The sequence below is a fragment of the Streptomyces sp. NPDC001100 genome (assembly GCF_053598575.1).
Genome location: NZ_JBSFKO010000010.1, coordinates 59,491 through 84,432 on the forward strand (window position 1 = coordinate 59,491; position 24,942 = coordinate 84,432).

Sequence of the window (24,942 nt, forward strand, 5' to 3'; positions counted from 1 at the left end):
CGCTAGAACACTCCGAATCCGTACGGAACGCCGGGATAGGTGATGTAGGTCATGGGGTTCACATACGACCTGGCGAAATGCTTGATCATCTGAGCGAGAGTGTCCGTGGTGACCTCGTACATCTCAAGGTTGGGGAGTCCTACGAAGTCCGGCATGGACGCGCCTCCCACCTGCATGAAGTACGGCGCGACGTCCGGGTGCCTGGCCACCGCCCGCTCCAGGGCCTTTCCGAAGTTCGCCTGCCCCATCCCGGGGTTGTCCATCAGGTAGTCCAATTCTGCGTCGGACAGTTCCGAGAGCGCCATGCTGGGATTCGCCCGAAGCTGGTCGTACGTTTCCTTCACCGCGCGTCTCATGGTGTCGTCGGGGTCCTCGCATCCTACCGACGTCAGGATCTCGCCCGGATCGCATCCTTCCGCCCCGACCGCGGTCGTACCCCCGCCTGTTCCCCCGCCACCGCCCAGTCCTCCGCTGTCGGCCGTAGCGGTCTCGGTATCGGCACCGGCCGTCGAACTCGTCGCGAGATGCCCTGCCGCGGCGGCCGCATCCTCGTCCGGCGTGGTGCCGATGACCGGTGTGGTGTTGACGCCGCCGAGGTTCTGGTTCTTGGGGCGGGTCGGAACTCCGTGGGCGCCGCAGTCGTCGGCTGCCGAGGCTGCGAGGACGAGGCCGAAGAGGAGTTCCTCGGCGCCGGCGGAGGCCAGTTCCTCCCAGATGACGTCGCCGACCGCCTCCAGGCCCCCGGCGGCGGCCCCGCCGCTCGCGGAGCCCGCGGCGCCGTAGCCGTAGGACAGCGCGCCGCCTAGCGCGACTCCGTAGTAGAGGGACGAGTAGTTGCCCCCGGAGGAACTGTAAGAGCCGTACGAGCCATAGGAGTTGCCGTAGGAGACGCTGCCCGATCCCGAGCCCTGGCCGGTCGAGTGGGTCGACGGCTGCCAGTTCATCGCCTCGTCGAACTCGTTCTGGAACTGCCGCTCCTGGTCGGCGATCTGCTGCTGCACGGCCTGTTCGTCGGCCGCGTTGCGGGCCATCTCCCGGGCGTTCTCCCGCTCCCAGGCCTCGTGCCCCTCCTGGGCGTACTTCTCCATCCGGTCCCAGGCACCCGCCTGCCACTGCTTGAGATAGGCCTGCTGCGCCTCGTACGCCTCCTCCTGGGCCTTGATGTCGTCGCTGGTGCAGGCGTCGTGGCCGGAGGTGTCCGTGGCGTCCAACGGGTCGTCGTCGCCGTAGGCGTACGGGTTGGCGTTGACGGCCGGGGTGGGCGGGTTGCTCACCGTGTCGGCGCTGGTGAAGTCGCCGTTGGCCGGGTTGTACCAGCGGGCGGCGGCGTTGACGTAGCCGGTCCCCGGGTCGGTCCAGCCGGACTGGTAGCCGAGGTCGGTCCGGCTGCCGCTGGTGGCGGTGGGCGTGCCGTAGGCGTCGTAGGCGGTGGAGCCGGCGAGCGCCGAGCCGGTGGCGGTGAAGGTGGCGGTCACGTCGTCGTGGCTGTCGGTCAGCGCCAGCCGTGGGGAGGTGCCGTCCGCCGCGCTCACCGCCAGCAGGCCGTCGTCCGCGCCGCGGGCGAAGTCCTGCGTGCCGTCGGAGACGGCGTTGTTCGTGCCGTCGGCGTAGCTGAAGGTGTGCGTGGAGCCGCCGGAAGTGGCAGTGGCCAGGCGGCCCAGGCCGTCGTAGGTGTAACCGCCGCCCGCGCTGGTGGCGGTCAACTCGTCGAAGGCGTCGGCGGTGTACGTGGTGGTGGCGCCGCCCGAGGTGACACTCGACGTCGTGCCTCGCGCGGTGTAGCCGTACGTGGTGGTGGTAGAGCCGGACGTGACGGACGTCAGCTCGTTGCGGGCGTTGTACGCGGCCGTGCTCGTACCGGCGCTGGTGCGGTTGCCGTTGGAGTCGTAGCCGTACGCGGTGGTCGAGGAGCCGGTGGTGGCGGACTTCAGGCGGCCCGCGTAGTCGTAGTCGTAGGCGCTGGTGCCGGAGCCCGCCGTGCCGGTGGTGGTCCGGGTGGCCATCTGGCCGTCGGGGTTGTACGTGTACGCCACCGATGCCTCCGTCGTCCCGGAGGGGTTCTTCAGGACGTCGGAGGTGAGCTGGTGCAGCGCGTTGTAGTCGTAGCCGCGGGTGGCGCCGTTCGTGCCGTAGGCGACGGTCTTGGGCTGCCCGAGCTGGGTGTAGGTCAGGGTCGCCGTGGTGTCGGTCAGTGGGTCGGTCTCGCTGTTGACCCGCTCGTCGGCGTCGTAGCCGAAGGTGGCGGTGCCGGTCGCATCGGTGCGGCTGCTGATTCCGCCGTTGGCGTCGTAGGCGTAGTTCGCCGTGCCGCTGGGGCCGCCCAAGGTGAGGACGAGTCCTCGGTCGTCGTAGGTGAAGGTGTCCGTGCCGGTCGGCGCGGACACGGAGGTGAGGCGGCCGTCGTCGTCGTAGCCGAAGGCACGGCTCGCGGTGGCGCTTTCGGCGCCGCTGCCGGTCTCCGCCGTCAGCATTCCGTTGTCGTCGTAGGACTCGGTGAGCTTGACCCCGCCGGGGCGCGTGATGGTGTGCTCGTGGCCGTCGGCGTCGTAGGAGAACGTCGTGGTGCGGTCCGCGGCCGAGGTGAGGCCGGTGACGCTGGGGGCGACGCTGGTCTCCTGCGCACCCAGCGGGTTGTAGGTGTAGTAGGTCGCGTTCTTGTCGGCGTCCGTGTAGCGGGTCTCGTTGCCGGCCGCGTCGTAGCCGAAGGCGGTCGTGATCGACGTGCTCGCGTCCACCGGCTGGGTCTGGCTGACGGTCCGGTTCAGCGCGTCGAAGGTCGCCGTGGTGGTGTGCTGTCGGGCGTCGGTGGCCGAGGTCTGGTTGCCCGCCGCGTCGTAGCCGTACGAGGTCGAGGCCAGGGTGGCGCCGGTCGCGTCGAGCTGGGCCGTGGCGACCAGCCGCTCGGCCTGGTCGTAGCTCTGTGTGACCGCCGTGGCGTCGGCGGCGGTGGTCCTGGCGACCTGTCCGGCGACGTCGTAGGCATACGAGGTGGTGTTGCTCAGGGCGTCCGTGACGGTGCTGGTCTCGCCGAGCGCGTCGTAGGTCGCGGTGGCCGTGTTGCCCAGCGGGTCCTGGATGGAGGTGAGGTCGCCGAGTCCGTCGTAGCCGTACTTCGTCGTGTACGCGACCGGGGCGGGCCTGCGCTCCACCTGGGTGCTGGTGGCCTTGCGGCCGAGCGCGTCGTAGGTCGCCTCGGTCCTGGCTCCGGTCGGGTCGGTGCTGTTGAGGACCTCGCCGTCGGTGTCGTAGCCGACGTGGGTGACCAGGCCGCCGGGCAGGGTCTGCTGGACGCGGTCGCCCAGCTGGTCGTAGACGTACGACGCCGTGTGGTTCAGCGGGTCGGTCTGGGTGTGGACGTCGCCGAGCGCGTCGTAGGTGTAGGAGGTGGTCGGGGTGATCGCGCCGGAGCCGTCCGGTGGGGTGTACGCCGGCTGGGAGACGGCCTGGACGCGGCCGTCGAGGTCGTAGGTGGTGGTGACGATGTCGCCGTCGGCGTCGTCGGTCTCGACCGGTTCGCCGAAGGTGTCATAGCCCGACTCGGCGACGGCCACGGTCTGCTGGGCGGCGCCCCCTCCGGTCTCGGTGCTGACGGGCGGCGAGGACGTGGTGGTGAGCCGACCGTCCTCGTCGTAGACGTAGGCGGTGGTGTACGCGGACGCTGTGGCGCCGGCGGCGTTGCCGCGTGCGTCGGTCATCGTGACCGGCAGGCCGCGCTGGTCGTAGCTCCAGGTGGTGGTCAGCGGCGCGGAGCCCGCGGTGCCGGCCGCCGATGTGTGCAGCGCGGCGACCTCGGTGGCGGACAGGACGCGGTTGTACGTCTGGACGTTGCTGACCGAGCCGTTGAGGTACTGGGCAGCAGCGCCGGCCGCGTATCCCCGGCCGATGACGAACGGTCCTGAGCTCGCGACGGGCGTGGTGTCCGTCGCCGTGTTCTGGGCGGTGCCGTTGACGTAGAGCGTCATCTTGCCGCTGCTCGCGTCGTACGTGCCGACCAGATGGGTCCAGGTGTTGAGGGTGGGGGCGGCGGTGGAGGTGGCACCGGCGAGGGTCGGGGACGCGGCATCGGTGGTGGCCCGGTCGAACGCCCACCGGCCCGCGGTCGGGTTGTAGTCGAGGGAGAACCCGGCGGCCTGGGTGCCCTGTTGGGCCATGACCGTCTGCCAGGTGCCGGCCGGGGTCGTGGTGATCTTCGCCCACGCGGACACCGAGAAGCTCTTGGTGGTGTCGACCACCGGGCCGCCGGTGGCGATCTGGCCGGCCCCGGCGAAGACGGCGGAGCCGCCGTTCTCCGTCGACCAGCTCGTCGAGGCGTTCAGCGTGCCGGCGTTCCCGGCGCCTGAGTGGTCGCCGGCCGAGGGGTTCTCACCGTCGTCCAGCTTCCACCAGCCCGCCGCTCCCACCGTGACCGGGGACTCACCGGTGGTGGTGGCCGAGGCGTAGAGCTGGCCGATCTCGTTGGGCTTGAGTTCGCGCCCGTAGAGCTGGACGTCTCGGACCCGGCCCGCGAACCAGTTGACCGAGGCGCCTGCGGCCTTGCCCCGGCCGATCGCCACGCCCACGGTGCTGGCCATCGGCGTGGGGTCGGTCACCAGGGTGCAGTTGAGGCAGTTGCCGCTGACCTCGACGTCGTTGACGTACAGGCTCAGGTTCCCGAGCGCGTCCATGACGCCGACCAGGTGGGTCCAGGTGCCGGCGGTGGCGGCGGTGGGGGCGCTGGCGACGTAACTCGTCGCCGTGGTGGTGTCGTTGCTCGCGCGGACGAAGGCCCAGGACTTGGTGGTGTGGTTGTACTCCAGCTGGAAGGCGCTGTTCTGGGCGCCCTGCTGGCTGACGACCGTGAAGTCCTTCGTGGTGCTGGTGGCGCTCAGGTAGGCCCACGCCGAGACGGAGAAGGCCTTGGTGGTGTCCACGACGGATGTGCCGCTGGTGAGGACGGCGCCGGAAGTTCCGTTGAACGACGTGTAGTTGCTGCCGGGCGGCCCCCAGGAGGTGCCGGTGGACGGCGTGCCGGTGAAGCCGTTGCCGGAGGAGTCGGCGGCGGTGACCGCACCCTCGGAGAGCGGCCAGTAACCGGTCGGCCCCGTGGTGTCGGTCCGTACGGACTGGGCGGTCCGGTTTCCGGCGGCGTCGTAGGAGTAGCCGATCTGCCGGGTCTGGCCGCCCCCGGTGAGGATGCGGGACAGGACGTTGTCGTCCGGGTCGAAGGTGTTGACGGTGATCCGGCTGACACCGGACGGGTCGACCGCCGTCCTCGTCGTCCGGTCGGCCGCGTCCACCGTGTACTGGGTCTGCTTCAGGCAGGCCGTGCCGGACCAGACGTCGCACTCCCACGTCATGTTGCCGGCGGCGTCGTAGTCGTAGGCCTTGGTGGTGGTCGCGATGGACGTGCCGGAGGCGTCGGTCTGGGACTGGAGCAGGTTGTCGTCGAAGTAGCTGTAGGCGGTGGTCCGGCCCATGGAGTCGGTGACGGACGCGAGCCGCCCCGCCGGGTCGTAGGCCCGGGACTCCACGACCAGGTCGGTCGGGTCGGAGGGCGTGGTCGGGTCACCGGTCCAGCCGAGCAGGGTGGTGGTGAGCAGCTGACCCGTCGGCGAGTAGGCGTACCGGTAGGTGGTGCCGGCCGGGTTCGTCTCGGTCGTCTTCCGGCCGAAGGTGTCGTACGTGTATGCGGTGACCTGGCCTGCCGGATCGGTGACGGTCTTGACGCGGTCGTTGTCGTCGTACGCGTAGGTCGTGGCGCGGGTGGTGTCCTGGCCGGTGGTGTCGGCGGTCGACGTGCCGGTCAGATCGCCGTCCGCGTCGTACGTGCAGGTCGTCTTCGGAGTGTGGGTGACGCCCCTGACCGCGTCGGTGGTCGCCGGGCCGGTCTCGGTGAGGGTCCGGCCCAGCGGGTCGTAGGTGTACTGGGTCTGCACGCCGCCGGCCGGCGCGCCGGTGGAGGTGAACGTCACCGGGTAGGTGTCGGAGCTGACCGCCTTGGTGGTGAGGTGGCCGAGGGTGTCGTTCAGGTAGTACGTGATCTGGCCGGACGGGTCCCTCTCGCTGCATACCTTCCCGTCCCACCCGGTGCCGCAGTAGTGGTAGCGGGTGACCTTGCCGCTCGGGTCGGTGACCGTGGCGAGCATCCCGTACACCTCGGTGTACGGCACGCCGGAGTTGTCCGTGAAGGTCTCGTTGTCGTTGTAGTACGTGTATCTGGTCGTCCGGCCGGTCGGGTGGTCCGGGGTCGGGGGCGTGGTGACCGAGGCCAAGGCACCGAACGGTGTGTAGGTGTAGGCCGTCCGGTAGGCCGGGTTGGCGGTGCCGGTCGCTCCGGAGCGGGCGTCGGCCGCGTAGAGGACCTTGCCGTTGAGCGGGTCCATCGGGTCGGCCGCGTTGGTGTGGTAGCTGAAGTACGAGGTCTGGCAGGAGTTCGGCTGGCGGCAGGTCGTCGTCGCCAGGACGTTGCCGTACGTGTCGTGCTGACGGCTGGTCGAGTGCCCGTCGGGGTCGGTGACGGCGTCCTGGAAGCCGAGGGAGTCGTAGGCGTACGTCGTCCGGCCGCCGCCCGCGTCGGTGATGGCGGTGGTGCGGTTCCCGTTCGACGGGTCGAAGGTGTACGTCTCGGTGTGCTGCGCGGGATCGGTGACCGTCAGCGTGGTCGACGGCGTGAGCAGGGTGGCCGAGCCCTTGGCCGTGTACAGCCCGAGCGGGGCTTCCACGCTGCTCTGGCCGAGGTCGGTCTGGTAGATCCCGACCTGGCCGATCTCGCCGTTGAAGTACCCCTGCGCGTTGGTGGGCGGCTTCGTCCAGGAGCCGGCGATGTATCCGGCGCCGACGCTCACCGTGGTCTCGCCCCAGGTCTTCACCTGGCCCGCGATGGTCTTGCCGGTGCGGGTGGCCTGGCTCTGGCCGTCGAGCCACAGGGTCTGGCCGGTGCCGCTCGCGGTCAGCACCACGAGATGCCAGTTGCCGTCGTTGACCGCCGCCTTGGAGGCCATCGGGGAGGTGGTGCCGTCCCAGAACTGGCCGTGCAGCAGGCCGTCCGTACCGATGTAGAGGGCCGGGGTGTAGCTGGTGGGCACCGAGCCGATCGGGGCGTTCTGGTAAGAGAAGAGGACGCCGCCCGCCTGTTTGGTGTTGAACCAGAGAGCGACGGAGGCGTTGCCGCTGCTGTCGTCGAGGGCTCCGGTGGGCAGTGACAGGGAGGAGTCGGTGCCGTTGAAGCCGGCCGCGGAGTCCCCGCCGGGGCCGAAGATGCCGGGTTCGCCGAGCATGACGTCGTTGTAGATGCCGTCGGACGCGCCGCCGGCCGGGCGGTCGACGCCGTACTGGTCGGCGGCGGTGAGACCGGACGACTCGGTCATCGGGTAGTCGTGGGCGGGCCGGGTGCCGCGGACGGCGCCGTAGTAGTAGTTGTTGCTGCCGGTGGTGACCGGGGTGGCCAGTTGGTAGGCGCCGCCGTCGGCGTCGGTGACGGTGGACGCGCGGTCGGTCAGCGCGTCGTAGCCGACGGCGAGCGCGGTCTTGCCGGAGGGCAGGGTGCTGCCCGTCAGTTCGCGGGCGGCGAGGGTGGCGGAGGCGTACTCCTGCTGGACGGCGGGCAGGCCGACCGGGTGCTGGAGGAAGGAGACGTCCTCGATCTGGCCGTTGAACCAGCCCAGGGCGTTGCCGGTCGGGACCGACGGCCAGGTTCCGGCGAGTTCGCCCGCGCCGACGGTGGTGTAGGGCCAGGCTCCGAAGCTGATGGTGGTGCCGGTGAGGGTGGCGACCTTGGCGCCGTCCAGGTACAGGGTCTGGTCGGTACGGGCGCCGGACAGCACCGCATAGTGCCACTTGCCGTCGTTCACGGCGTTGGGCGAGGCCATCGGTGCGGCGTGTCCGTTCCAGAACTCGGCGCGGAGCTTGCCGTCGGTGCCGATGTATATCGAGGGGACGTAGCCGGAGGTGACGGAGGTACCGGGTTTTCCGCTCTGGTAGGAGAAGAGCGTGCCGCCCGCCTGTGTGGTCTTGAACCACATGCCGACGGCGAGGTTGCTGCTGTTGGCCGGCAGGTTGTCGGGCAGCGCCAGGTAGGAGCTGGTGCCGTTGAAGGAGGCCGCGGTGGCGGAGGTGCCGGCCAGCGGGCCCGCCTGGCCGAACGTGACGTTGGCGGCGGTGGCGTCGGTGGTGCTCTCGTTGGCGACGACGCCGTCCTTGGCGGTGGCCGAGCCGGTCGCGTCGCCGAGCCGCCAGTAGTCCGTGGGGTTGGAGTCCAGGACCATCGAGGCGAAGTGCGACCCGGAGCCGGAGCCGGACGTGTAGCTGTACCGGGTGCAGGCCGACGCGGTGGTGCTGCTGGTGGCGGGCGGGCAGACCGAGGTGAGGTCACCGGCGGAGTCGTAGCCGTACGCCCACGGGTTGCGGGTGGTCGCGAACAGGCCCGGCTTGGAGGTGACCTTGTCGACGTGCGGGACGTTCTTGACGGTGCCGTCGGAGGCGGTGACCTGCTGGATGCCCCAGGTGAGCTGGAGCGTGACAGGCATGTCGGCCGTGTTGTGGTCACCGGCATTGAAACCGTTGTCCTGGTCCAGGTTGTAGCCGACCCCCGTCGGCTCCTCGGGATTGATGGTGCTGCCGTCCGGAAGGGTGAGGGTGACGGGCAGCCACTGGATGTCCAGACCGTGACCGTTGCGGTTGCCGTACTGGGTCAGACCCCAGTAGGTCTGACCGGTGACCGGATCGGTGTTCTGGTCCTGGAAGAAGTACCGTGTGCCCGACTTCTCCGTCAGCATGAAGCCGGAGGTGCCGTATCCACCCGTCGGTGCGGACAGGACGGCGTAGTCGCCGGCCGGCGGGCTGTAGGTGCCGTCGCCGTTGGCACCGAACCGTTCCTGGCGTCCGTCCGCCAGGGTGATCACGACGTTGCCGGAACCGTCCGCGTCCTCGGTGGCGCGCATGTCCAGCAACGACGACCAGCCCGCGCCGAACGCCTTGAACACACCGGGGTCGAGGCTGTTGTACGTGCGCTGGACGCTGAGCGTCGGGCCGTCGGACGGGCCCGGGATGGTCGCGTCGGTGGTCTGCGTCGAGTAGTCGCCGAGCTGCGGGTCGACGCCCTTGACGGTGGCGTCGTAGGGGGCCGCGCCGAGATGCGCGGTGACGAGCGGCTGGGGCGCGGCCGGAATGGTGAAGTAGTCGGGCGCGGACCACAGCGAGGCGGCGTTGCCGTCGCTGACCTGGGCGGTCCAGTAGAACGTCTTGCCGTACGCGAGCTTGCCGGCCGGGACGGTCCAGGCGGGCGTGGTGAGCGCACCCGAGGAGGCCAGCGCGGTGGTCGAACCGTTGGCGTAGACGTTGAACGAGTAACTGAGCGCGGTACCCGGGTAGTTGTCCGGGTCGTGCGCGGTCACGGCCAGCGTCGGGGTGAGGCTGAACACCGAGCCGTTGTTGCCGGGCGTGAACGTGTCCACGATCGGCGGGTTGTTGACCACCGGCAGGGAGTAACAGGTCTGCGGGACCCCGTAGGTGGAGAACAGCGTCCCGTTGTAGGACATGTCCCAGCAGATCAGATAGGTCTGCCCGGCCGTGAGGGCGGGGATGGACGCGGTGACGGTGACCGGCTTGTTCGGCGCGACCGCCGAGGGCATCGCGGCCGGGGTGGAGGCGGGGCTGGTGAGCAGGGTGCGGGTGGTGCCGGAGACGGTGTAGAGCTGGTACGAGAGCTTGTAGCCGTTGGTCGGGGTCCAGGTGGCCGTACCGCGGTTCTGCACGGTGACCTTGCCCCAGCCGGGCTGATTGTTCCACGGCGAGGCGTAGCTGACCTCGGAGTAGGAGGCGCCGGCGCCGTTGGGCGTGTACTCGATGGCCAGGTACGGGTCGTCGGCGTAGAACTCCTTGGCCGCGGCGGCGGTACTGGCCGCGGTGAGCGCGAGCCCGTAGTTCGGCGCCCAGCCGTGGGCCCAGTTCATGACCGTCTTGGTGTCGAGGGAAATACCCTCCCACTGGCGGCCGTTGGAGCAGTCGGTGCCGGCCGCGAAGGAGGCGCTGCCCGCCTGCGCCCCGTAGCCCGGGCCCGGGTAGGTGTTGATCTTCGCCGGGTCCCAGGAGGCGCTGACCGGGAAGACGTTCACCGCCTGGGCGGAGCAGGCTCCGGTGGTGTCCAGACCGGAGTACTCGGTGTCCAGCCAGAGCGTCGAGTTGACGACGTAGTCGTTGGCGAACTGGGTACCGAGGCCGCTGAACTGGAGGAACGAGTTGTAGTCGTGGCTCTGGTACTTGCCGACGTACAGCTGGCCGTTGCCGTTGAAGTTCTGGGTGACGCCGGACTCGACGTAGGTCGAGGAGGACGCGTTGCCCTGGCCGGTCGGGTTGCCCGCGGCGACGGCCGCCGTCCGGTAGGAGGCCGCGTCGGCCGTTCCCGGGGGGCCGGCGGGAGTGTTGGTGGCGGCGGTGATGGGCGCCCAACTGCCATCTGCCTTACGGTAGTTGACCGCGTGCGTATGGACCTGCGCGGTGTAGGTTCCGTCGGCGTTCCTGAAGACGGTCGTGGTGGCGGTGTCGAGTTTGGGCTGCTCCACGCTGGTGGACGCGACGAAGCCCTGATGCTTCTTCGTCGCCCGTGCGGCGACGGGCTTCGGGGCTTTGTGGATCCTGCTGCCGGAGTTCACCGGGCCGCTCTTCGCGCCGTGCGCCTTGTACGCGCCCACCGCGCCCTTGACCTGGCCGGGCTCGGAGTTGGGCAGCGTGGTTCCGGCTCTGCTCTTCGTCGCCGAGGCGGGGACCGTGTGCTTCTTGCCCGCAGCGGTGCCGGTCCGCTGTGCCGGGGTGGCGGGGGTGGCCGCCGTTCCTGGTAACGCTTGGGCGGCCTGGCCGCCCTGCACCGCGACCAGTGCGGCGACCGCCACGAACGCCGTCGCTCTCAGCGCCGTCGGCACATGCCGGACGGATCTCCACAAGCGGCCCATCGTTGTTGCCCCCCAGCAGTACCCCACATCCAACTCCGGACAGCCGGATCTCTATCAGCGGGACGACGGACCGGGACAGCCGTATATCCCGGGCCAATGGAGCCAAAGACCGCATCGCACACCAAGGTTGACCAGTACATTGCAAGTCTTTACGGCTCTCCTGACCAACTCCCGTCCCATTCTTTCCAGTTGACGAGCAAGGCTGCACTCACAGGACATCGGAGGGGCTGCGGGGGCGGATGAGACTGGTACCGTCGGGCGCTTTGCGCGCCTGCGCATACGTCGGCCTGCCGCTGCTGCTCCTCCTGGGTGCCGCACCCGCGGCCACCGCCGGGCAGCCCGCCGCACCCACGCCGCTCAGTGCCGAATGGCCGCTGGACGCCCAGCACTTCGACGCCTCCCGGATCTGGCGGCTCAGTCAGGGGGCCGGCGTCACGGTCGCGGTGGTCGACACCGGGGTGAACGCCCGTCACCCCGACCTGGCGGGCCGGGTCCTTCCCGGTACCGATGTCACCGGCCAGGCCGCCGACGGCCGGGTCGACGTCTCGGCCGACTCGCACGGCACCTCGGTCGCCGGGGTCATCGCGGGCTCCGGCACCACCGGCAAGGGCATGGCCGGACTGGCTCCCCGGGCGACGGTGCTCCCGGTCCGGGTCAGCGCCGACAACGCCGCGGATCCGCTCGCCCTTGCCCGGGGCATCGTCTACGCCACCGACCACCGGGCCTCGGTCATCAACATCTCGATGGTGACCACCGACCCCGACCCCCAGATCCGGGACGCGGTCGCCTATGCGCGCCGCCACGACGCCGTCGTGGTCGCGGCGGCGGGCAACAACGGCCTGACGGGAAATCCGGTGGGGTATCCGGCCGCCTTCCCCGGCGTCCTGGCCGTCTCCGGCACCACCCGCGACGGCGGGTTCTGGTCCTCCGGCGAATCGGGTTCCTATGTCGCGTTGGCCGCCCCGGCGGTGGACATCTACTCGACGAGGAACAGCGGTGGCTACCTCACCAAGGACGGAACCAGCTATTCCGCTCCCTATGTGTCCGCCGCCGCCGCACTGCTGCGAGCCGCGTACCCGTCGGAGAGCGCCGGTCAGATCATCGCCCGGCTCATCGGCACCGCCGACCGCCCCGGCGGGGGTTCCGGCCGTGACGACCGCTTCGGCTACGGCATCGTCGACCCCCTGAAGGCCCTGGGCGCACCGACTCCGGCCTCCAGCGCCAATCCGCTGCTCACCGCCTCCGGCGACGGCGCCCCGAAGGCAGCCGCCGACACGACGGGCGGCGTTCCAGGCGGAACCGTCGCGGTCGTCGGCGCGGCGGCCGTGGTGACCGCCGCCGGGGCGGGTGGCCTCCTCGTCCGCCGCCGCTCCCGTCGTCGTACGTGATCCAGTCCTCGTACATGATCCACAGGAGGAACCCGATCAGCATGCGGCTCACCACGATCACCGCGCGCCCCGTCCACCGCCTCACGGGTCTCGTCCGCGGCCACCCGGTCGTCACGGCCGTCACGGCCACCGCCCTCGTGGTGGTCCTGTCGCTCACCGCGCTGCTCACCGGAGGCGGGAGCACTCAGCCCCGGGCCGCCAACGTCTCCCGCAACTTCCGGGCCTGTCTGCTCGTCTCGCCCGCGGGCGCCACCGACGCCCGGCTCAGCCAGGCGTCCTGGCAGGGCATGCAGGACGCGGCGCGCTCCGGCCGGGTCAACGCCCAGCGTTTCCCCACCCCCACCATCGACGTCAAGGCGGCGCTGCCGTACTTCAACGGCGCCGTGCAGCACCACTGCGAGCTGATCGTCACCGTCGGCACCGGCATGAAACCAGCGACCGAGGCCGCCGCGCGCGCCAACCCGCACCAGGAGTTCGTGATCATCGGCGCCACCTCGGCACGCCCCCGCATCTCGGCCATCACTGCGCCCGACGACCCCGCGAAGGCACAGGCCGGAAAGAAGTTGGCCGACAAGGTCAGCGCCTTCATCGCCGCCCGGCACTGATCGTCCGGAGCGGGTCCGGCAGCGCGGGGGTGGTGCCGATCCCCGGGGCCGACCGGAGCGCTGGGCCCCGGCCGGTCCCACCGGAGGCGTCAGCTACCCGCGAAGCACGGGGCCGGAGGCCTCAGCCAGCCGTGCCGGTCGGCTCGGGGGCCGTCCTGGGCTCCGGCTGTGCGGGGGTCACGGCCGGCTCCGTCGCCATCTGCACCGACGTCGGCTCCGCCGGCGCCGCGGTGGCCAGGTCGTCGGTCTTCATCGCCTTCGCCTCGCTCTTGAGGATGCGCATCGACTTGCCCAGCCCGCGCGCGGCCTCGGGAAGCTTCTTCGAGCCGAACAGCAGGATGACGACGATCGCCACGACCAGCAGGTGCCATGGTTCCAGTCCGTTGCGGAGCATGACCGCGCCCTCTCTTCCCTGACAACAGTTGCTATGTTGCGCAACTGTACAACCCACGAGTGGATCGCAGACCCCTCAGGGCCAGGGCGTACAGACCGAGCACGGCGGCGAGCAGCAGGTAGTAGGGAAGCGCGAGCCCCGTCATGCCGAGCGCCGCGCCCAGCGGACTCGGCGGCAGCAGCAGTCCGACGGCGGCCAGTACGGCCGCGGCCCGCCCGACCGGCCCCGGTCCGCCGCCCTCCGCGAGGCTCCGGCCGGTCCGCAGGAGCAGCATCACGAGGGCCTGGGTGAGCAGGTTCTCGGTGAACCAGGCCGAGTGGAACAGCACCTCGTCGTCCACCGCGTCGGGGCCGCGCAGCGCGAGCGCGAGCACGGCGAAGGTGGCGAGGTCGGCGACCGCGTTGAGCACCCCGAACCCGGTGATGAACCGCAGGAACGCCCGGGGCCGCAGCTCGGTCGGCCGGCGCAGTACGGCGGCCGGCGGCCGGTCGTGGGCGAAGGCCAGCTGGGCCGCGTCGAAGCAGAGGTTCTGGGCGAGCACCTGGGCCGGGAGCATCGGCAGGAACGGCAGCAGCAGACCGGCGGCGAGCATCGCGATGACGTTGCCGAGGTTCGAGGAGAACGTGACCCGCAGATACGAGGCGATGTTCGCGCTGCTGTGCCGGCCGGCCGTGACCGCGTGCCGGATCGCGGTGAGGTCCTTCCCGGCGAGCACGACGTCGGCGGCCTCGCGGGCCACGTCGACGGCGGCCCGGGGTGCGATCCCTACGTCCGCGGCGCGCAGCGCGGGCACGTCGTTGAGGCCGTCGCCGAGGAAGCCGACGGTGTGTCCGGCCGCGCGGAGGGCGGCGACCGCGCGGGCCTTGTCCTGAGGGGTGCAGCGGGCGGAGACCCGCACCTGCCCGGGGTCAAGTCCCAGTTCCCGGCACACCCGGGCCGCCGTGGCCGGATGGTCGCCGGTGAGGATCCGCACGCCGATGCCCAGCTCGGCCAAGGCGCGCAGGGCTTCCGGCGCGGCCGGGTCGACGGCGTCGTGGAAGGTGACCAGCCCCCGGAAGGTCAGGCCCCGTTCGTCGGCAGGGGTGTACGCGCGTGTGCGGGCCGGGAGTTCGGCGGTGGCGACCGCCAGCAGCCGCAGCCCGGACTCGGCCTCACGGGTGGCCAGGGCGAGCAGTCGGTCCCGTTCGCCGGGCTCCAGCAGACACCGTTCCACGACGTCCTCGACGGCGCCCTTGACGATGAGGGTGTGGGTCCCGAGGGCGTCGCCGCGCACCACCGCCGAGGCGAGCCGCCGCACCGGGTCGAAGGGCACGGCCGCGATCCCGTCGTACTCCTCCCCCACCGGCCCGGCCGCGGCCAGCAGTGCTTCGTCGAGGGCGTCCGGGACGGGTGCGTCGGCGAGCTGGAGGGTCCACCAGGCGGCTGTGGCGGCCCGGTTCAGGACGTCGGGGTCCTCACGGCCGTCGGGGCCGAGGGCGCGTTCCACGACCGGGCGGTCCTGGGTGAGGGTGCCGGTCTTGTCGAGGCAGAGCACGTCCACGGCGCCCAGGTCGTGCAGGGCGGGCAGCCGTCTGACGACGACGCCGTGCGTACGGGCGAGCAGCGCGGCCCCGCGTGCGAGGCAGGTCGTCACGATCACCGGGAGCATCTCGGGGGTCAGCCCGACCGCCACCGCGACGGCGAACGGCAACGTCTCAACGCCCCGGCCACGCAGCGCCGCGTTGGCCATCAGGACCAGCGGGGGCGTCAGCAGCATGAACCGGATCAGCACCCAGGAGACGCCGTGCACCGAGCGGTCGAAGGCGCTCGGCGCGCGCCGCACCGGCCCGCCGTGCGCGGCGGCGAACCGGGTCCGCGCGCCCGTCTCCAGGACGACCGCAGTGGCACTGCCCGAGACGACACCGCTGCCCTGGAAGCACAGGTGCGGCTGGGCGAAGGGGCCCTCGTCGGCCGCGCCGGGCAGGTCCAGGGCGGCCTTGGCGACCGGCGCGGACTCGCCGGTCAGCGCGGCCTGGTGGACGGTCAGCCCGCTCGCGCGCAGCAGTCGTAGATCCGCCGGGACGAGGTCGCCGGGACCGAGCCCGACCACGTCGCCCGGGACCAGTTCGGCGACCGGTATCTCCCGGGCCCGCACCGGTGCCCCGGCCTCCGCGCGGCGCAGCACACAGGCGGTCGAGCCGACCAGCTCGCGCAGGCCGTGCAGGGAGCGGTCGGCCCGGTGCTCGCCGCCGGCCCGCAGCACACAACTCACCGCGACGAGCGCGAGGATCACGGCGGCAGTGCCCCAGGAGGCCACGAGTGCCGAGACCAGGCCGAGGCAGAGCAGGACGACGGTGAAGGGGTCGCGCAGACTGCGCAGGAACAGGCGGTGCCAGGGTGTCGTACGGCGTTCCGGGAGGGTGTTCTCGCCGGTTTCCGCGAGCCGGGCGGCGGCCTCCGGTTCGGTCAGTCCGCGCGGGCCGGTGTCGAGGTGCCGCAGCGCCTGGAGCGGGGTGTGCCGGTGGGCGGCGGCGTCAGAGGCCACGGAGTCGGGGGGCGGGCACGTCGCGGTCGGCGCGGTCGGTGAGGCGGGCGACCGCGAGCCGGACCACGTCGACCACGTCGGGGTCGTCGACGAAGTACACCTGGCGGCGGCCCTCGCGGCGGGAGCGGACCAGGCCGGCGAGTTTCAGTTTGGTGAGGTGCTGGCTGACGGCGGGCAGCGCGCCGCCGACCCGCTCGGCGAGCCCGGTGACATCGCTCTCGCCCTGGGCCAGCGCCCACACGATGTGCAGCCGCGCGGGCGAGGCCAGGAGTCCGAAAGCGGCGGCGGCGCCCGCGAGCACGTCGGCGGACGGGTCCTCGAAGCCGCGGCCGGCTGTCTGCACCGTCGTCGCCTCCGTCCTGGCCGTAGCTTTCGTACGAACCGCCCCAGTCTAGGGGCCGGAACTTCTCCCCGGTCCGGGGAGTTTCCACGGTGCTGCAGCCACGAATTTGTATACGCACGACTACCACGACTACTACGCATGGAGTTCGCATGGCCCTTTGGGACCGCTTCAAGGAGTCCGCGTCGACGATGCAGACCCAGCTCGTGGCGAAGAAGAACGATCTGAAGAGCGGGGCGTTCCGCGACGCGAGCATGGCGATGTGCGCGCTCGTGGCCGCCGCCGACGGCACGGTGGACCCCTCGGAGCGGCAGCGCGTCGCCCAGCTCATCGCGAGCAACGAGGTGCTGCAGAACTTCGACGCGATGGACCTCCAGCGCCGTTTCGACGCGAACCTCGACAAGCTGACGGCCGACTTCGCATTCGGCAAGGTCGGCGTGCTCCAGGAGATCGCCAAGGCGAAGAAGAAGCCCGCCGAGGCGCGTGCCGTGATCCAGATCGGCATCGTGATCGGCGGCGCGGACGGCGACTTCGACAAGACCGAGCAGGCCGTGGTCCGCGAGGCCTGCTTCACCCTGGACCTGCCGCCGCACGAGTTCGACCTCTGACCGGACTTCCGGGGTCATGACCGGCCTTCGGGGGTCACGATCGACCTTCGGGAGGACATGGCCCGGAGCCTGCCGGACGCCCCGGACCGCGGTCCGATCCACGCCCCGCACATCGACGGCCGGGCGCCCTTCAGCCGGATCGCCGCGGTCCTCGGCATTGACGCGCCCGACACGGAGCAGGCTGTGCGCCGCGCCCCCATGAGGGCGAAGTCCCCCGCGTGGAGCCATACTTGCCGATGTAACCGTCCGGCCTCTCGTACGTAACCTCCTCAACCTCCTTACGACGTCGAGATGATCACAATGCGGCAGCAACAACTCACTGCGGGTCGCTGCTCACTTGACTACCAGCGGTCACACGCGATTGGCTCCGGCCCAGCGGGAGTCACCCGGTCGGCGCACCTCATACGGCTCCGGGCGTACTCTCCCCGTCCCCAGGCTCGGCCGCACAGCGAGGTGCCGCACCCCCCATGACCACTCCTCCCTCACCTCACGTCCCCTTCCGTCACATACGCGGCACGGTGCTGACCGGCGCCGTCGCCGTCTGTCTGCTGCTCGCCGGCTGCTCCGGTACCGGTGGTTCCGGGTCCGGCTCGGGCACGGACGCGTCCGGTGCCGGGAGCACCGGCGGGCTCAAGATCGCCATGGTCACCCACGCGAGCAAGGGCGACGCCTTCTGGGTGCTGGTGAAGAAGGGCGCCGAGGCCGCCGCCGCCAAGGACGGCGTAGCGCTGACGTACACGAGCGACCCGGACGCCACCGGGCAGGCCGAGCTCGTGCGGGACGCGATCCGGGACGGGGTCGACGGCATCGCGCTGACGCTCGCCAAGCCGGACGCGATGAAGGCGCCGATCGCCCAGGCCAGGTCGTCGGACATCCCCGTGGTCGGCCTCAACTCCGGTATCGACTCCTGGCAGTCGGACGGTGTCCTGGAGTTCTTCGGGCAGGACGAGAGTGTCGCGGGCCGCGCCGTCGGCGAGAAACTGGACGAGCTCAAGGCCGAGCACGCCCTGTGCGTGATCCATGAGCGGGGCAATGTCGCCCTGGAGGCGCGCTGCGCGGGCGTGAAGAAGACGTTCACCGGCGTGACCGACATGCTCTATGTGGACGGTACCGACATGAACACCGTGTCCGCGAGTGTCACGGACCGGCTGAAGCAGGACCCCAGCATCGACGAAGTGGTCACGTTGGGCGCCCAGTTCGCGCTGTCCGCGGTCAAGTCCGTGAAGGCGGCGGGCAGCAAGGCCAAGGTTGCGACCTTCGACCTCAACTCGGACCTGGTCAAGGCCGTGCAGAGCGGGACCGTACAGTTCGCGGTTGATCAACAACCGTATCTGCAGGGCTATCTGGCCGTGGACTCGTTGTGGCTGTACAAGACCAACGGCAACATCAGTGGCGGCGGGGTGGCTCCCGTGCTCACCGGCCCGGCGTTCGTGACGAAGACGAACGTCGGCGCGGTCGCGAAGTACGCGGCCGACGGAACGCGCTGACCGGACACTTCGTACGAGGATGTAGCGAGGACGACCACGATGTCTCCACGGACAGGTGCCCGGCGCCGCGTCGGTTCCATACGTCTTTCCCTGATCCTGCTCGCCCTGGTCCCCAGCGTCACGCTGGCCGCGATGTGGGGCGTGACGACGACCCAGATGTTCACGGAGGGCCTACGGCTGCGGTCGCAGACGGAGCTGAGCAGATCGACCGGCGCGATGGGCACCGAGGCCGCGCTCGCGCTCCAGAAGGAGCGCAGCCTCTCGGCGGCGTGGATGGCCTCACCGCACGGTTCCGAGGCCGCGCTCAAGGCACAGCGCGCGGCGACGGACAAGGCGGTGGCCCAGCTCGTGGCCCAGTCCGGCGCGATCAAGAAGGCGCCCGCACGCATCAGGGACCGGATGTACTCGGTCGTCGCGTCGGTGGACAGCCTGGAGTACTACCGCAGCCAGGTGGACAAGCCCACCGACATCACGCCCCAGCAGGTACTGGACCAGTACACCTCGATCATCGACGACCAGATCCAGGCCTTCCAGCAGCTGTCCCAGGTCGACGACGGCGACCTCACCTCGCAGGCGGAGCCGCTCGTCGCACTGGAGCACGGGGCGGAGCTGGTCTCCCAGGAGGACGCGCAGCTGACGCTGGCCTGGCCCTCCGGGCACGTCAACAACGCGGCGTGGGAGCAGTTCGCCGAGCTGGTGCACGCCCGGCGCTGGCTGGTCGAGGACCAGATCGCCACCGGGTTCCAGGGCGCGACCAAGACGAAGATCGAGCACATTCTGCAGAGCGTCGCATGGAGCACCCTGGAGTCCACGGAGGACGCGGTGCTCACGGCGGGCACGGCGGACAAGGCGGTGCCGGACAACGGCTCGGCCGGCAGGATCGTCCTGCCGGCCGAGCAGAAGCAGTGGAACGCGGCCCTGACCCAAGTCGCCGCCGAGTACGAGGGGTTGATCCGGCAGCAGACGGCCGCACTCCTCGACCGCAGCTCCGACAAGGCGCACAACCTGCTGCTCACCGCCGCCTCGCTGAGCGCGGGCGGTCTCGCCGCCCTGCTGCTGTGCGTCGGCATGTCCTGGCGGATCACCCGCTCCCTGTCCCGGCGGCTGCGCGGCCTGAGGGTGGCCACGCTGAGCCTGGCGGAGGACCGACTCCCGGACGTGGTCGCCCGGTTGAACCGCGGCGAGAAGATCGACGTGGAGTCGGCGGCCCCGCCACTCGACTACGGCGGCGACGAACTCGGCCAGGTGGCCCAGGCGTTCAACACCGCGCAGCGCACCGCCGTGCACACCGCGATCGAACTCGCCGACACCCGGCGGGGGTTCCAGAAGGTCATCCTCGGCATCGCCCGGCAGAGCCAGAACCTGATCAACCTCCAGCTCACCAAGCTCGACCAGCTGGAACGCCGGCACGACGACCCCGAGGTGCTGCGTGGTCTGTACGAACTGGACTCCACGGCAAGTCAGTTGCGCCGCTACGAGGAGAACCTCGTCGTCATCAGCGGTGAGCAGCCGCGCCGCAGCTGGACCGAGCCGGTCGCGCTGATCGACATCCTGCGCAGCGCCGTCGGTGAGGTCGCCGAGTACCAGCGGGTGGAGGTGCACACCGAGGAGGAGGTGTGCCTGGCACCGCCCGCGGTGGCCGACGTGATCCACCTGCTGGCCGAGCTGATCGACAACGCGACGGTGTACTCCCCCGCGCCCAGCCCGGTCGGTGTGCGGGCCGCGATGGTCGCCAAGGGTCTGGTGATCGAGGTCGAGGACCGCGGGCTCGGCATGTCCGAGGAGGACTACGCCTCGCTCAACCAACAGCTCGCGGTGGCCCCGCAGTTCGACGTCGTCGCCCTCGCCGACGACCTGCGGCTGGGCATGTTCGTGATCGCCCGGCTCGCCGTCCGGCACGGCATCGCGGTGACGCTGCGCTCCTCGCCGTACGGCGGCACGACCGCGATCGTGCTGATCCCGCACGAGATCGTCGTACCCGAGCCCTTGGACGAGCCGGCGCCGGTCGCCGCGCAGGGCGCCGACGAGGCCGCCATGGTGGAGCGGGTCGCCGCCGCGGCCGAGAAGGCGGCCGAGACACCGAGCCCGGAGCCCAGGGCGCTGCCCGCCATACCCCCGGCCCGGTCCGCCGAGCCCCCGGTGACCGCCGATCTCGACGGGCTCGCCCCGTTGCCACGGCGGGTACCGCAGACCAGTCTGGCCAGTGAGTTGCGGGAGGAGGCCGGACCGGCCGAGGAGGACGGAGAACTGGAAGACTTCACCGCGGAACGTGCGGCTTCCTCGCTGGCCGGGTTCCAGCGCGGCACGTTCCAGGCGCGAGACTCCGTCGACGAGGACGCGCCGTCGCAGTACGACCGGGAGGAAGCAGCCGCCTCCTCGAATCCGCCCGCCGATCGCTCATGAAGGACTCCGCCATGACACGTCCCGTGCCCGCCACGCACACCCAACTCGACCAGTTGCTCACCGGACTCGTGGACCGGGTGGCCGAGGTGAACCAGGCCGTCGTGCTGTCCGAGGACGGCCTCGTCGTCAGCAAGTCCACCGGGTTCCTGCGCGACGACGCCGAGCGGCTCGCGGCCACCGCCTCCGGGCTGATGAGCCTCAGCAAGGGGGTCAGCATGGACTTCCGGGGCGGTCCGGTGCGCCAGGCGCTGATCGAGATGGCGAACAGCTATCTGATCCTCACCTCGGCGGGACCCGGCGCCCACCTGGTCGTGCTGACCGGTCCGGGCGCGGACGTCGGGGTCGTGGCGTACCAGATGAACATGCTGGTGAAGAAGATAGGCGAGCATCTCAGCGCCGCGCCGAGGGCCAACGTCGGCCCCGCGGCCGGCTCCGGCGAGTGAGGTGAGCGGTGGCGACGCGGCGGGACGGCTGGTACGACCGTTCACGCTGACCGGTGGCAGAACCCGGCCCAGCCGCGCCGATTTCACCCTCATCACCACGGTCACCGCGGTCGACCCGGCGCCCGCGCGGGCGCCCCGGCCGCAGCCGGAGCAGTCCCGCATCCTGCGGCTGTGCGCGGAGCCGCTGGCGGTGGCGGAGGTAGCCGCCCTTGTCGACCTTCCGGTGAGCGTGGTAGTGATCATGCTCTGCGACCTGCTGGAGGCGGGCCTGATCACGGCCCGTCCGCCGCACCCGGTCTCCCGTACCAGCCCGGACATGGACCTGCTGCAGAAAGTGAGGGAGGGCCTTGGCCGGCTCTGACACCATCGCTCCGGCACCCGCGCCGCCCGAGACGGTCAAGATCCTGATCGCGGGGGGCTTCGGCGTCGGCAAGACCACCATGGTCGGCTCGGTGAGCGAGATCGCACCGCTGCGCACCGAGGAACCGCTCACCTCGGCGAGCCTGGCCGTCGACGACCTCGACGGCATCGAGGAGAAACGGGCCACCACCGTGGCCCTGGACTTCGGCCGCATCACCATAGGCCAGGACCTGGTGCTGTACCTGTTCGGCACCCCCGGCCAGCAGCGCTTCTGGTTCATGTGGAACGACCTGGCGCTCGGCGCGCTCGGCGCGGTGGTCCTGATCGACGTGCGCCGCCCGAAGTCCAGCTTCGCGGCCGTCGACTTCTTCGAGCGCCGGGGCATCCCGTTCGTGGTGGGCGTGAACGGCTTCTACGGCGAGCACCCGTATCCGGCGGAGGCGGTCCGCGACGCGCTGGCGCTCCCGGAGGACGTCCGGGTGCTGCTGTGCGACGCCCGCGAGCGCGACTCGTGCCGGAACGTACTGATCGCGCTGCTGGACCAGTTGATCGAGGCGGCCATCGAGGACGGCGGGGGCGGCAGGCTCACTCGTCCGCCCCGGTGAGCGGTTCGTCCGAGGGGGCGATGATCCGGGCCGTGAGGTCCGGCTCCGCCATGTCCCGGTCGAAGGGGAACATCGGCCGCCGGATGCGGTGATGACCGAGCCGGACCAGATCCTGGTCCACCCCGCCCGGGGTGAGGGCCATCTTCCAGTCGGCGGCCATGGCGAACAGCTCGGGTTCGAGATAGCCGATCTTGACGAGCACGAGATCGGCCGCGCGCGGCTCCAACTCCAGGTCGGTGAAGTCGTGTTCGTGGTGGTACGGCTTCCGCAGCCGGGTGAGGATCACGTACACGCTGCCGACCCGCAGCACCACTTCGGTCTCGGCGTCCCGGTCGCCGTGGCGGACGGAGTGCACGACACCGGTGAGGGTCAGCGGGGGTGCGTGGCGGTCGTCGACCTCCGCGCCGGCCGTGACGGTCACGGTGGCGCCGACGCCGGCGCGCTCCGCTGTGGCTACGGCGGCGGGTCCGGGCAGCGACGCGTAGATGACCGTGGGACCGTCCTGGTCCTTGAACTCCGGGCGCTCCAGGACCTGTTGGAGCCCCCAGGTGACATCGCCCGCGCCGCCGGCGGTCGGGTTGTCGCCGGTGTCGCTGATGAAGTACGGGCGGGCGGTGGAGGCGAGGGCCTCGTCCAGGCACTCGGTCAGGGTGCCGGTCGGGGCGACGAACGCGAAGTCGTCACGTGCCTCCCAGAAGCCGCGCGCCAACTGCTCTGCGCCTGCGGTGACTTGGGCGGTGGAAGAGCCGGTGACGACAACCGCGGCGCGGTTGCGGGGTTCGTCCGCCCAGGCGTAGCCGACCCAGATCGCCGCGTCCGTGACACCCTCCTTCGCCTCTACGTCTTCTACGGCCGCGTAGACGCTCTTCGCCGGTTCGATACGGGTGGAGGTCTGCTCGCCCGCGAGGAGCACGGGGACCGGGATCCATGCCTTCACCGGGCGGGGGGCGCCGCTCGCCAGGAGGTCTACGAGGTTGCGGGCGGCGCGTTCCTTGGTGTCCATGGCGTCCTCGTGCGGGGCCATGCGGTAGCAGGTGATCAGGTCGCTGCGGTGGACCAGTTCGCGGGAGACGTTGCCGTGGAGGTCCATCGAGGTCGATACGAGGGTGTCCGGGCCGATGGTTTCCCTTATGCGGGTGAGGAGTTGGGCCTCGGCGTCGGCCATGCCCTCGACCGTCATCGCGCCGTGGATGTCGTACCAGAGGCCGTCCAGGGGGCCCAACTCCCTCAGTCTGAAGACGAGTTCGTCGGAGAGGGCGGTGAAGGCGGTGGACGTTACGGTGCCGCCTGGGAGGGCCTTGCCTACCAGGGCTCCGCGCCAGTCCGCGGACTCGCGGAGGGGGGTGCCGGGGGTGAGGAAGGGGTAGCGGGTCAACACCTCGGGGCCGCGTTGGGGGTGGAAGGCGGGGGCCTCCGTGCGGGCTGGGGAAAATGTCGAGGACTCGATGCCGAGGCCCGCGATGGCGATGACAGGACGAGAAGAAGGCAATGGGGGCTCCAGGTTGTGTGTCGGGTGCGGGTGGGTGGGGGCTGGTCGCGCCCACGCGGCGGAGCCGCGAATTGGCACAGCCCCGCGCCCCTGAAAGCACAAGTCACCGCGTTTTGTCTGTGACCGTCTGCAATGCCTGCGCCAGGGCCCGTTGCAGCGCGAACTGGCCGGCGCCCACCAGCCCTGCGTCCGCGCCCAAGCTGGCGCGCTCGATCACCAGGTGTTCGGTAACCAACGGGTGGCAGCCTTCGTAGAGTTGGCTGCGGACCGCCGCGACGAAGGGTTCCAGGGTGGAGAGGATGCCGCCCAGATACACGGCGTCGGGGTTGAAGAAGTTGACGTTGGCTGCGAGGACCTGGCCGAGGTAGCGGCCGGCCTGGCGGACGGCCCGGGTCGCCTCGGGGTGGGAGTCGGTGGCGAGGCGTACGACGTCCTCGGTGGAGGTCACGTCCAGGCCGTGGCCGCGCAGGATGCGTACCAGGGCGGCGCCCGAGGCGACGGTTTCGAGGCAGCCGGTGTTGCCGCAGGAGCAGGGGATGTCGTGGGCGGCCTCCACGCGGACGTGGGTGATCTCGCCCGCCGCGCCGGTGCCGCCGCGGTAGAGGCGGCCGTCGGCGATGACGCCGGCGCCGATCGCGGTGCCCGTCTTGACCATGATCGACTGACGGCGTTCGGCGGGCTGCACGGTGTGCTCGCCCACGGCCATGCAGTTGGCGTCGTTCTCGATGGCCGCCGGGACGCCGAACCGGTCCTCCAGCCAGGCCCGGACCGGGAACCGGTTCCAGCCGGGCATCCGGGACGGCAGGGTCACGACACCGCCCGCCACGTCGACCGGGCCCGGCAGCGAGAGGCCGACCCCGCGCAGCAGCTCCGGCCCGCGCCGCTCGGCGAGCCCCTGGAGGGTGTCGGCGAGGCCCGGCAGCGCGGCCTCCGGACCGTCCGCCGTCGGGAACGGCACGGTCGACACGTCGGTGAGCCCGCCGCCGGGCAGTACGACCCCCACGTGCGCGTGCTTGCCGCCCAGTTCGGCCGCGACCGCGAAGCCGTCGCTGCCGCCCAGCCGGAGCACCTTGCGCGGCCGGCCGCCGGTGGAGGAGCGGGTGCCGTGCTCGGCGACCAGGCCCAGGGACACGAGCTGGCCCACCGCGAGCGAGATCGTCGAGGGCGCGGCGCCGAGCAGTTCGGCGAGGTCGGTACGGGTCGCGGCCTGCCCGGAGGCGAGGAGTTCGAGGACGTGCTCGGCCAGTGAGGAGACGCCCGAGGTGCTCTTCCGGCGATGGGCACTTTTTTCAGGCATGAAGGAAGTTACTTCCGGATCGGCGGTCGGGGCGACGAGCGTAAGTCACCCGCATGGCCTGTGCGCTTTTTCCA

General features: G+C 70.9%; 14 protein-coding genes. 8 read left to right on the top strand and 6 right to left on the bottom strand.

All coding sequences use genetic code 11. The annotated features are described in order from the left end of the window. Window positions 1-2: 2 nt before the first annotated feature. Entirely contained in the window at window positions 3-10,916 is a 10,914-nt protein-coding gene (locus ACWDEW_RS16575; protein WP_450513487.1) for a LamG-like jellyroll fold domain-containing protein, read from the bottom strand. Between the two features lie 248 nt (window positions 10,917-11,164). Here ACWDEW_RS16575 and mycP point away from each other — a divergent pair, with 248 nt between their 5' ends. Together mycP and ACWDEW_RS16585 are read left to right on the top strand one after the other, a co-directional pair. Next, window positions 11,165-12,313: a type VII secretion-associated serine protease mycosin gene (gene mycP / locus ACWDEW_RS16580; protein ID WP_450513489.1), complete on the top strand. Its 1,149-nt coding sequence runs from the start codon at window positions 11,165-11,167 to the stop codon at window positions 12,311-12,313. A 41-nt stretch (window positions 12,314-12,354) separates the two neighbouring features. Further along, window positions 12,355-12,918, top strand: coding sequence for a hypothetical protein (locus ACWDEW_RS16585; RefSeq protein ID WP_450513491.1), 564 nt, complete (start codon window positions 12,355-12,357; stop codon window positions 12,916-12,918). 121 nt (window positions 12,919-13,039) lie between these two features. Here ACWDEW_RS16585 and tatA read toward each other — a convergent pair whose 3' ends face one another. The 3 genes from tatA to ACWDEW_RS16600 are packed head-to-tail and all read right to left on the bottom strand — an operon-like array spanning window position 13,040 to window position 16,179. Next, complete coding sequence (tatA, locus tag ACWDEW_RS16590) at window positions 13,040-13,312, bottom strand: Sec-independent protein translocase subunit TatA (protein ID WP_399188460.1); 273 nt, start codon at window positions 13,310-13,312, stop codon at window positions 13,040-13,042. 31 nt (window positions 13,313-13,343) lie between these two features. Continuing rightward, window positions 13,344-15,836 carry an HAD-IC family P-type ATPase gene (locus ACWDEW_RS16595; protein ID WP_450513494.1) on the bottom strand — a complete coding sequence of 831 codons (2,493 nt, stop codon included), beginning with the start codon at window positions 15,834-15,836 and terminating at the stop codon, window positions 13,344-13,346. Further along, the gene (locus tag ACWDEW_RS16600) at window positions 15,826-16,179 is read right to left on the bottom strand and encodes an ArsR/SmtB family transcription factor (RefSeq protein ID WP_019071430.1); all 354 of its coding nucleotides are present in this window, start codon (window positions 16,177-16,179) and stop codon (window positions 15,826-15,828) included. The genes ACWDEW_RS16595 and ACWDEW_RS16600 overlap by 11 nt, the downstream gene beginning before the upstream one ends. A 149-nt stretch (window positions 16,180-16,328) precedes the next feature. Here ACWDEW_RS16600 and ACWDEW_RS16605 point away from each other — a divergent pair, with 149 nt between their 5' ends. From ACWDEW_RS16605 to ACWDEW_RS16630, 6 genes are all read left to right on the top strand, one after another. Next, window positions 16,329-16,784 carry a tellurite resistance TerB family protein gene (locus tag ACWDEW_RS16605; RefSeq protein WP_450513496.1) on the top strand — a complete coding sequence of 152 codons (456 nt, stop codon included), beginning with the start codon at window positions 16,329-16,331 and terminating at the stop codon, window positions 16,782-16,784. A 467-nt stretch (window positions 16,785-17,251) separates the two neighbouring features. After that, a complete protein-coding gene (locus ACWDEW_RS16610; protein ID WP_450513498.1) occupies window positions 17,252-18,271 on the top strand; it encodes a substrate-binding domain-containing protein in 1,020 nt (339 codons plus the stop codon). A gap of 39 nt (window positions 18,272-18,310) precedes the next feature. Next, window positions 18,311-20,674: a sensor histidine kinase gene (locus ACWDEW_RS16615; protein ID WP_450513500.1), complete on the top strand. Its 2,364-nt coding sequence runs from the start codon at window positions 18,311-18,313 to the stop codon at window positions 20,672-20,674. Window positions 20,675-20,685: 11 nt separating this feature from the next. Further along, a complete protein-coding gene (locus tag ACWDEW_RS16620) occupies window positions 20,686-21,117 on the top strand; it encodes a roadblock/LC7 domain-containing protein (RefSeq protein ID WP_019071426.1) in 432 nt (143 codons plus the stop codon). 1 nt (window position 21,118) lies between these two features. Then, entirely contained in the window at window positions 21,119-21,478 is a 360-nt protein-coding gene (locus ACWDEW_RS16625) for a DUF742 domain-containing protein (RefSeq protein WP_019071425.1), read from the top strand. Beyond that, window positions 21,465-22,082, top strand: a complete 618-nt coding sequence (locus ACWDEW_RS16630) for a GTP-binding protein (RefSeq protein ID WP_359606042.1) — start codon at window positions 21,465-21,467, stop codon at window positions 22,080-22,082. Before ACWDEW_RS16625 ends, ACWDEW_RS16630 begins: the two co-directional genes overlap by 14 nt. Here the strand turns inward: ACWDEW_RS16630 and ACWDEW_RS16635 are convergent. Next, a complete protein-coding gene (locus tag ACWDEW_RS16635; protein WP_450513503.1) occupies window positions 22,063-23,571 on the bottom strand; it encodes a M81 family metallopeptidase in 1,509 nt (502 codons plus the stop codon). The genes ACWDEW_RS16630 and ACWDEW_RS16635 overlap by 20 nt on opposite strands. 103 nt (window positions 23,572-23,674) lie before the next feature. Beyond that, window positions 23,675-24,868 (bottom strand): ROK family protein, encoded by a 1,194-nt coding sequence (locus tag ACWDEW_RS16640; RefSeq protein ID WP_450513505.1) that lies wholly within the window; start codon window positions 24,866-24,868, stop codon window positions 23,675-23,677. Window positions 24,869-24,942 lie beyond the last annotated feature (74 nt).

Bases quoted from the DNA above. Each gene is read 5' to 3' on its own strand.
- ACWDEW_RS16640 (WP_450513505.1), bottom strand. From the start codon at position 24,868: ATGCCTGAAAAAAGTGCCCATCGCCGGAAGAGCACCTCGGGCGTCTCC.
- ACWDEW_RS16585 (WP_450513491.1), top strand. From the start codon at position 12,355: ATGCGGCTCACCACGATCACCGCGCGCCCCGTCCACCGCCTCACGGGT.
- ACWDEW_RS16615 (WP_450513500.1), top strand. From the start codon at position 18,311: ATGTCTCCACGGACAGGTGCCCGGCGCCGCGTCGGTTCCATACGTCTT.
- mycP (WP_450513489.1), top strand. From the start codon at position 11,165: ATGAGACTGGTACCGTCGGGCGCTTTGCGCGCCTGCGCATACGTCGGC.
- ACWDEW_RS16610 (WP_450513498.1), top strand. From the start codon at position 17,252: ATGACCACTCCTCCCTCACCTCACGTCCCCTTCCGTCACATACGCGGC.
- ACWDEW_RS16620 (WP_019071426.1), top strand. From the start codon at position 20,686: ATGACACGTCCCGTGCCCGCCACGCACACCCAACTCGACCAGTTGCTC.
- ACWDEW_RS16605 (WP_450513496.1), top strand. From the start codon at position 16,329: ATGGCCCTTTGGGACCGCTTCAAGGAGTCCGCGTCGACGATGCAGACC.
- tatA (WP_399188460.1), bottom strand. From the start codon at position 13,312: ATGCTCCGCAACGGACTGGAACCATGGCACCTGCTGGTCGTGGCGATC.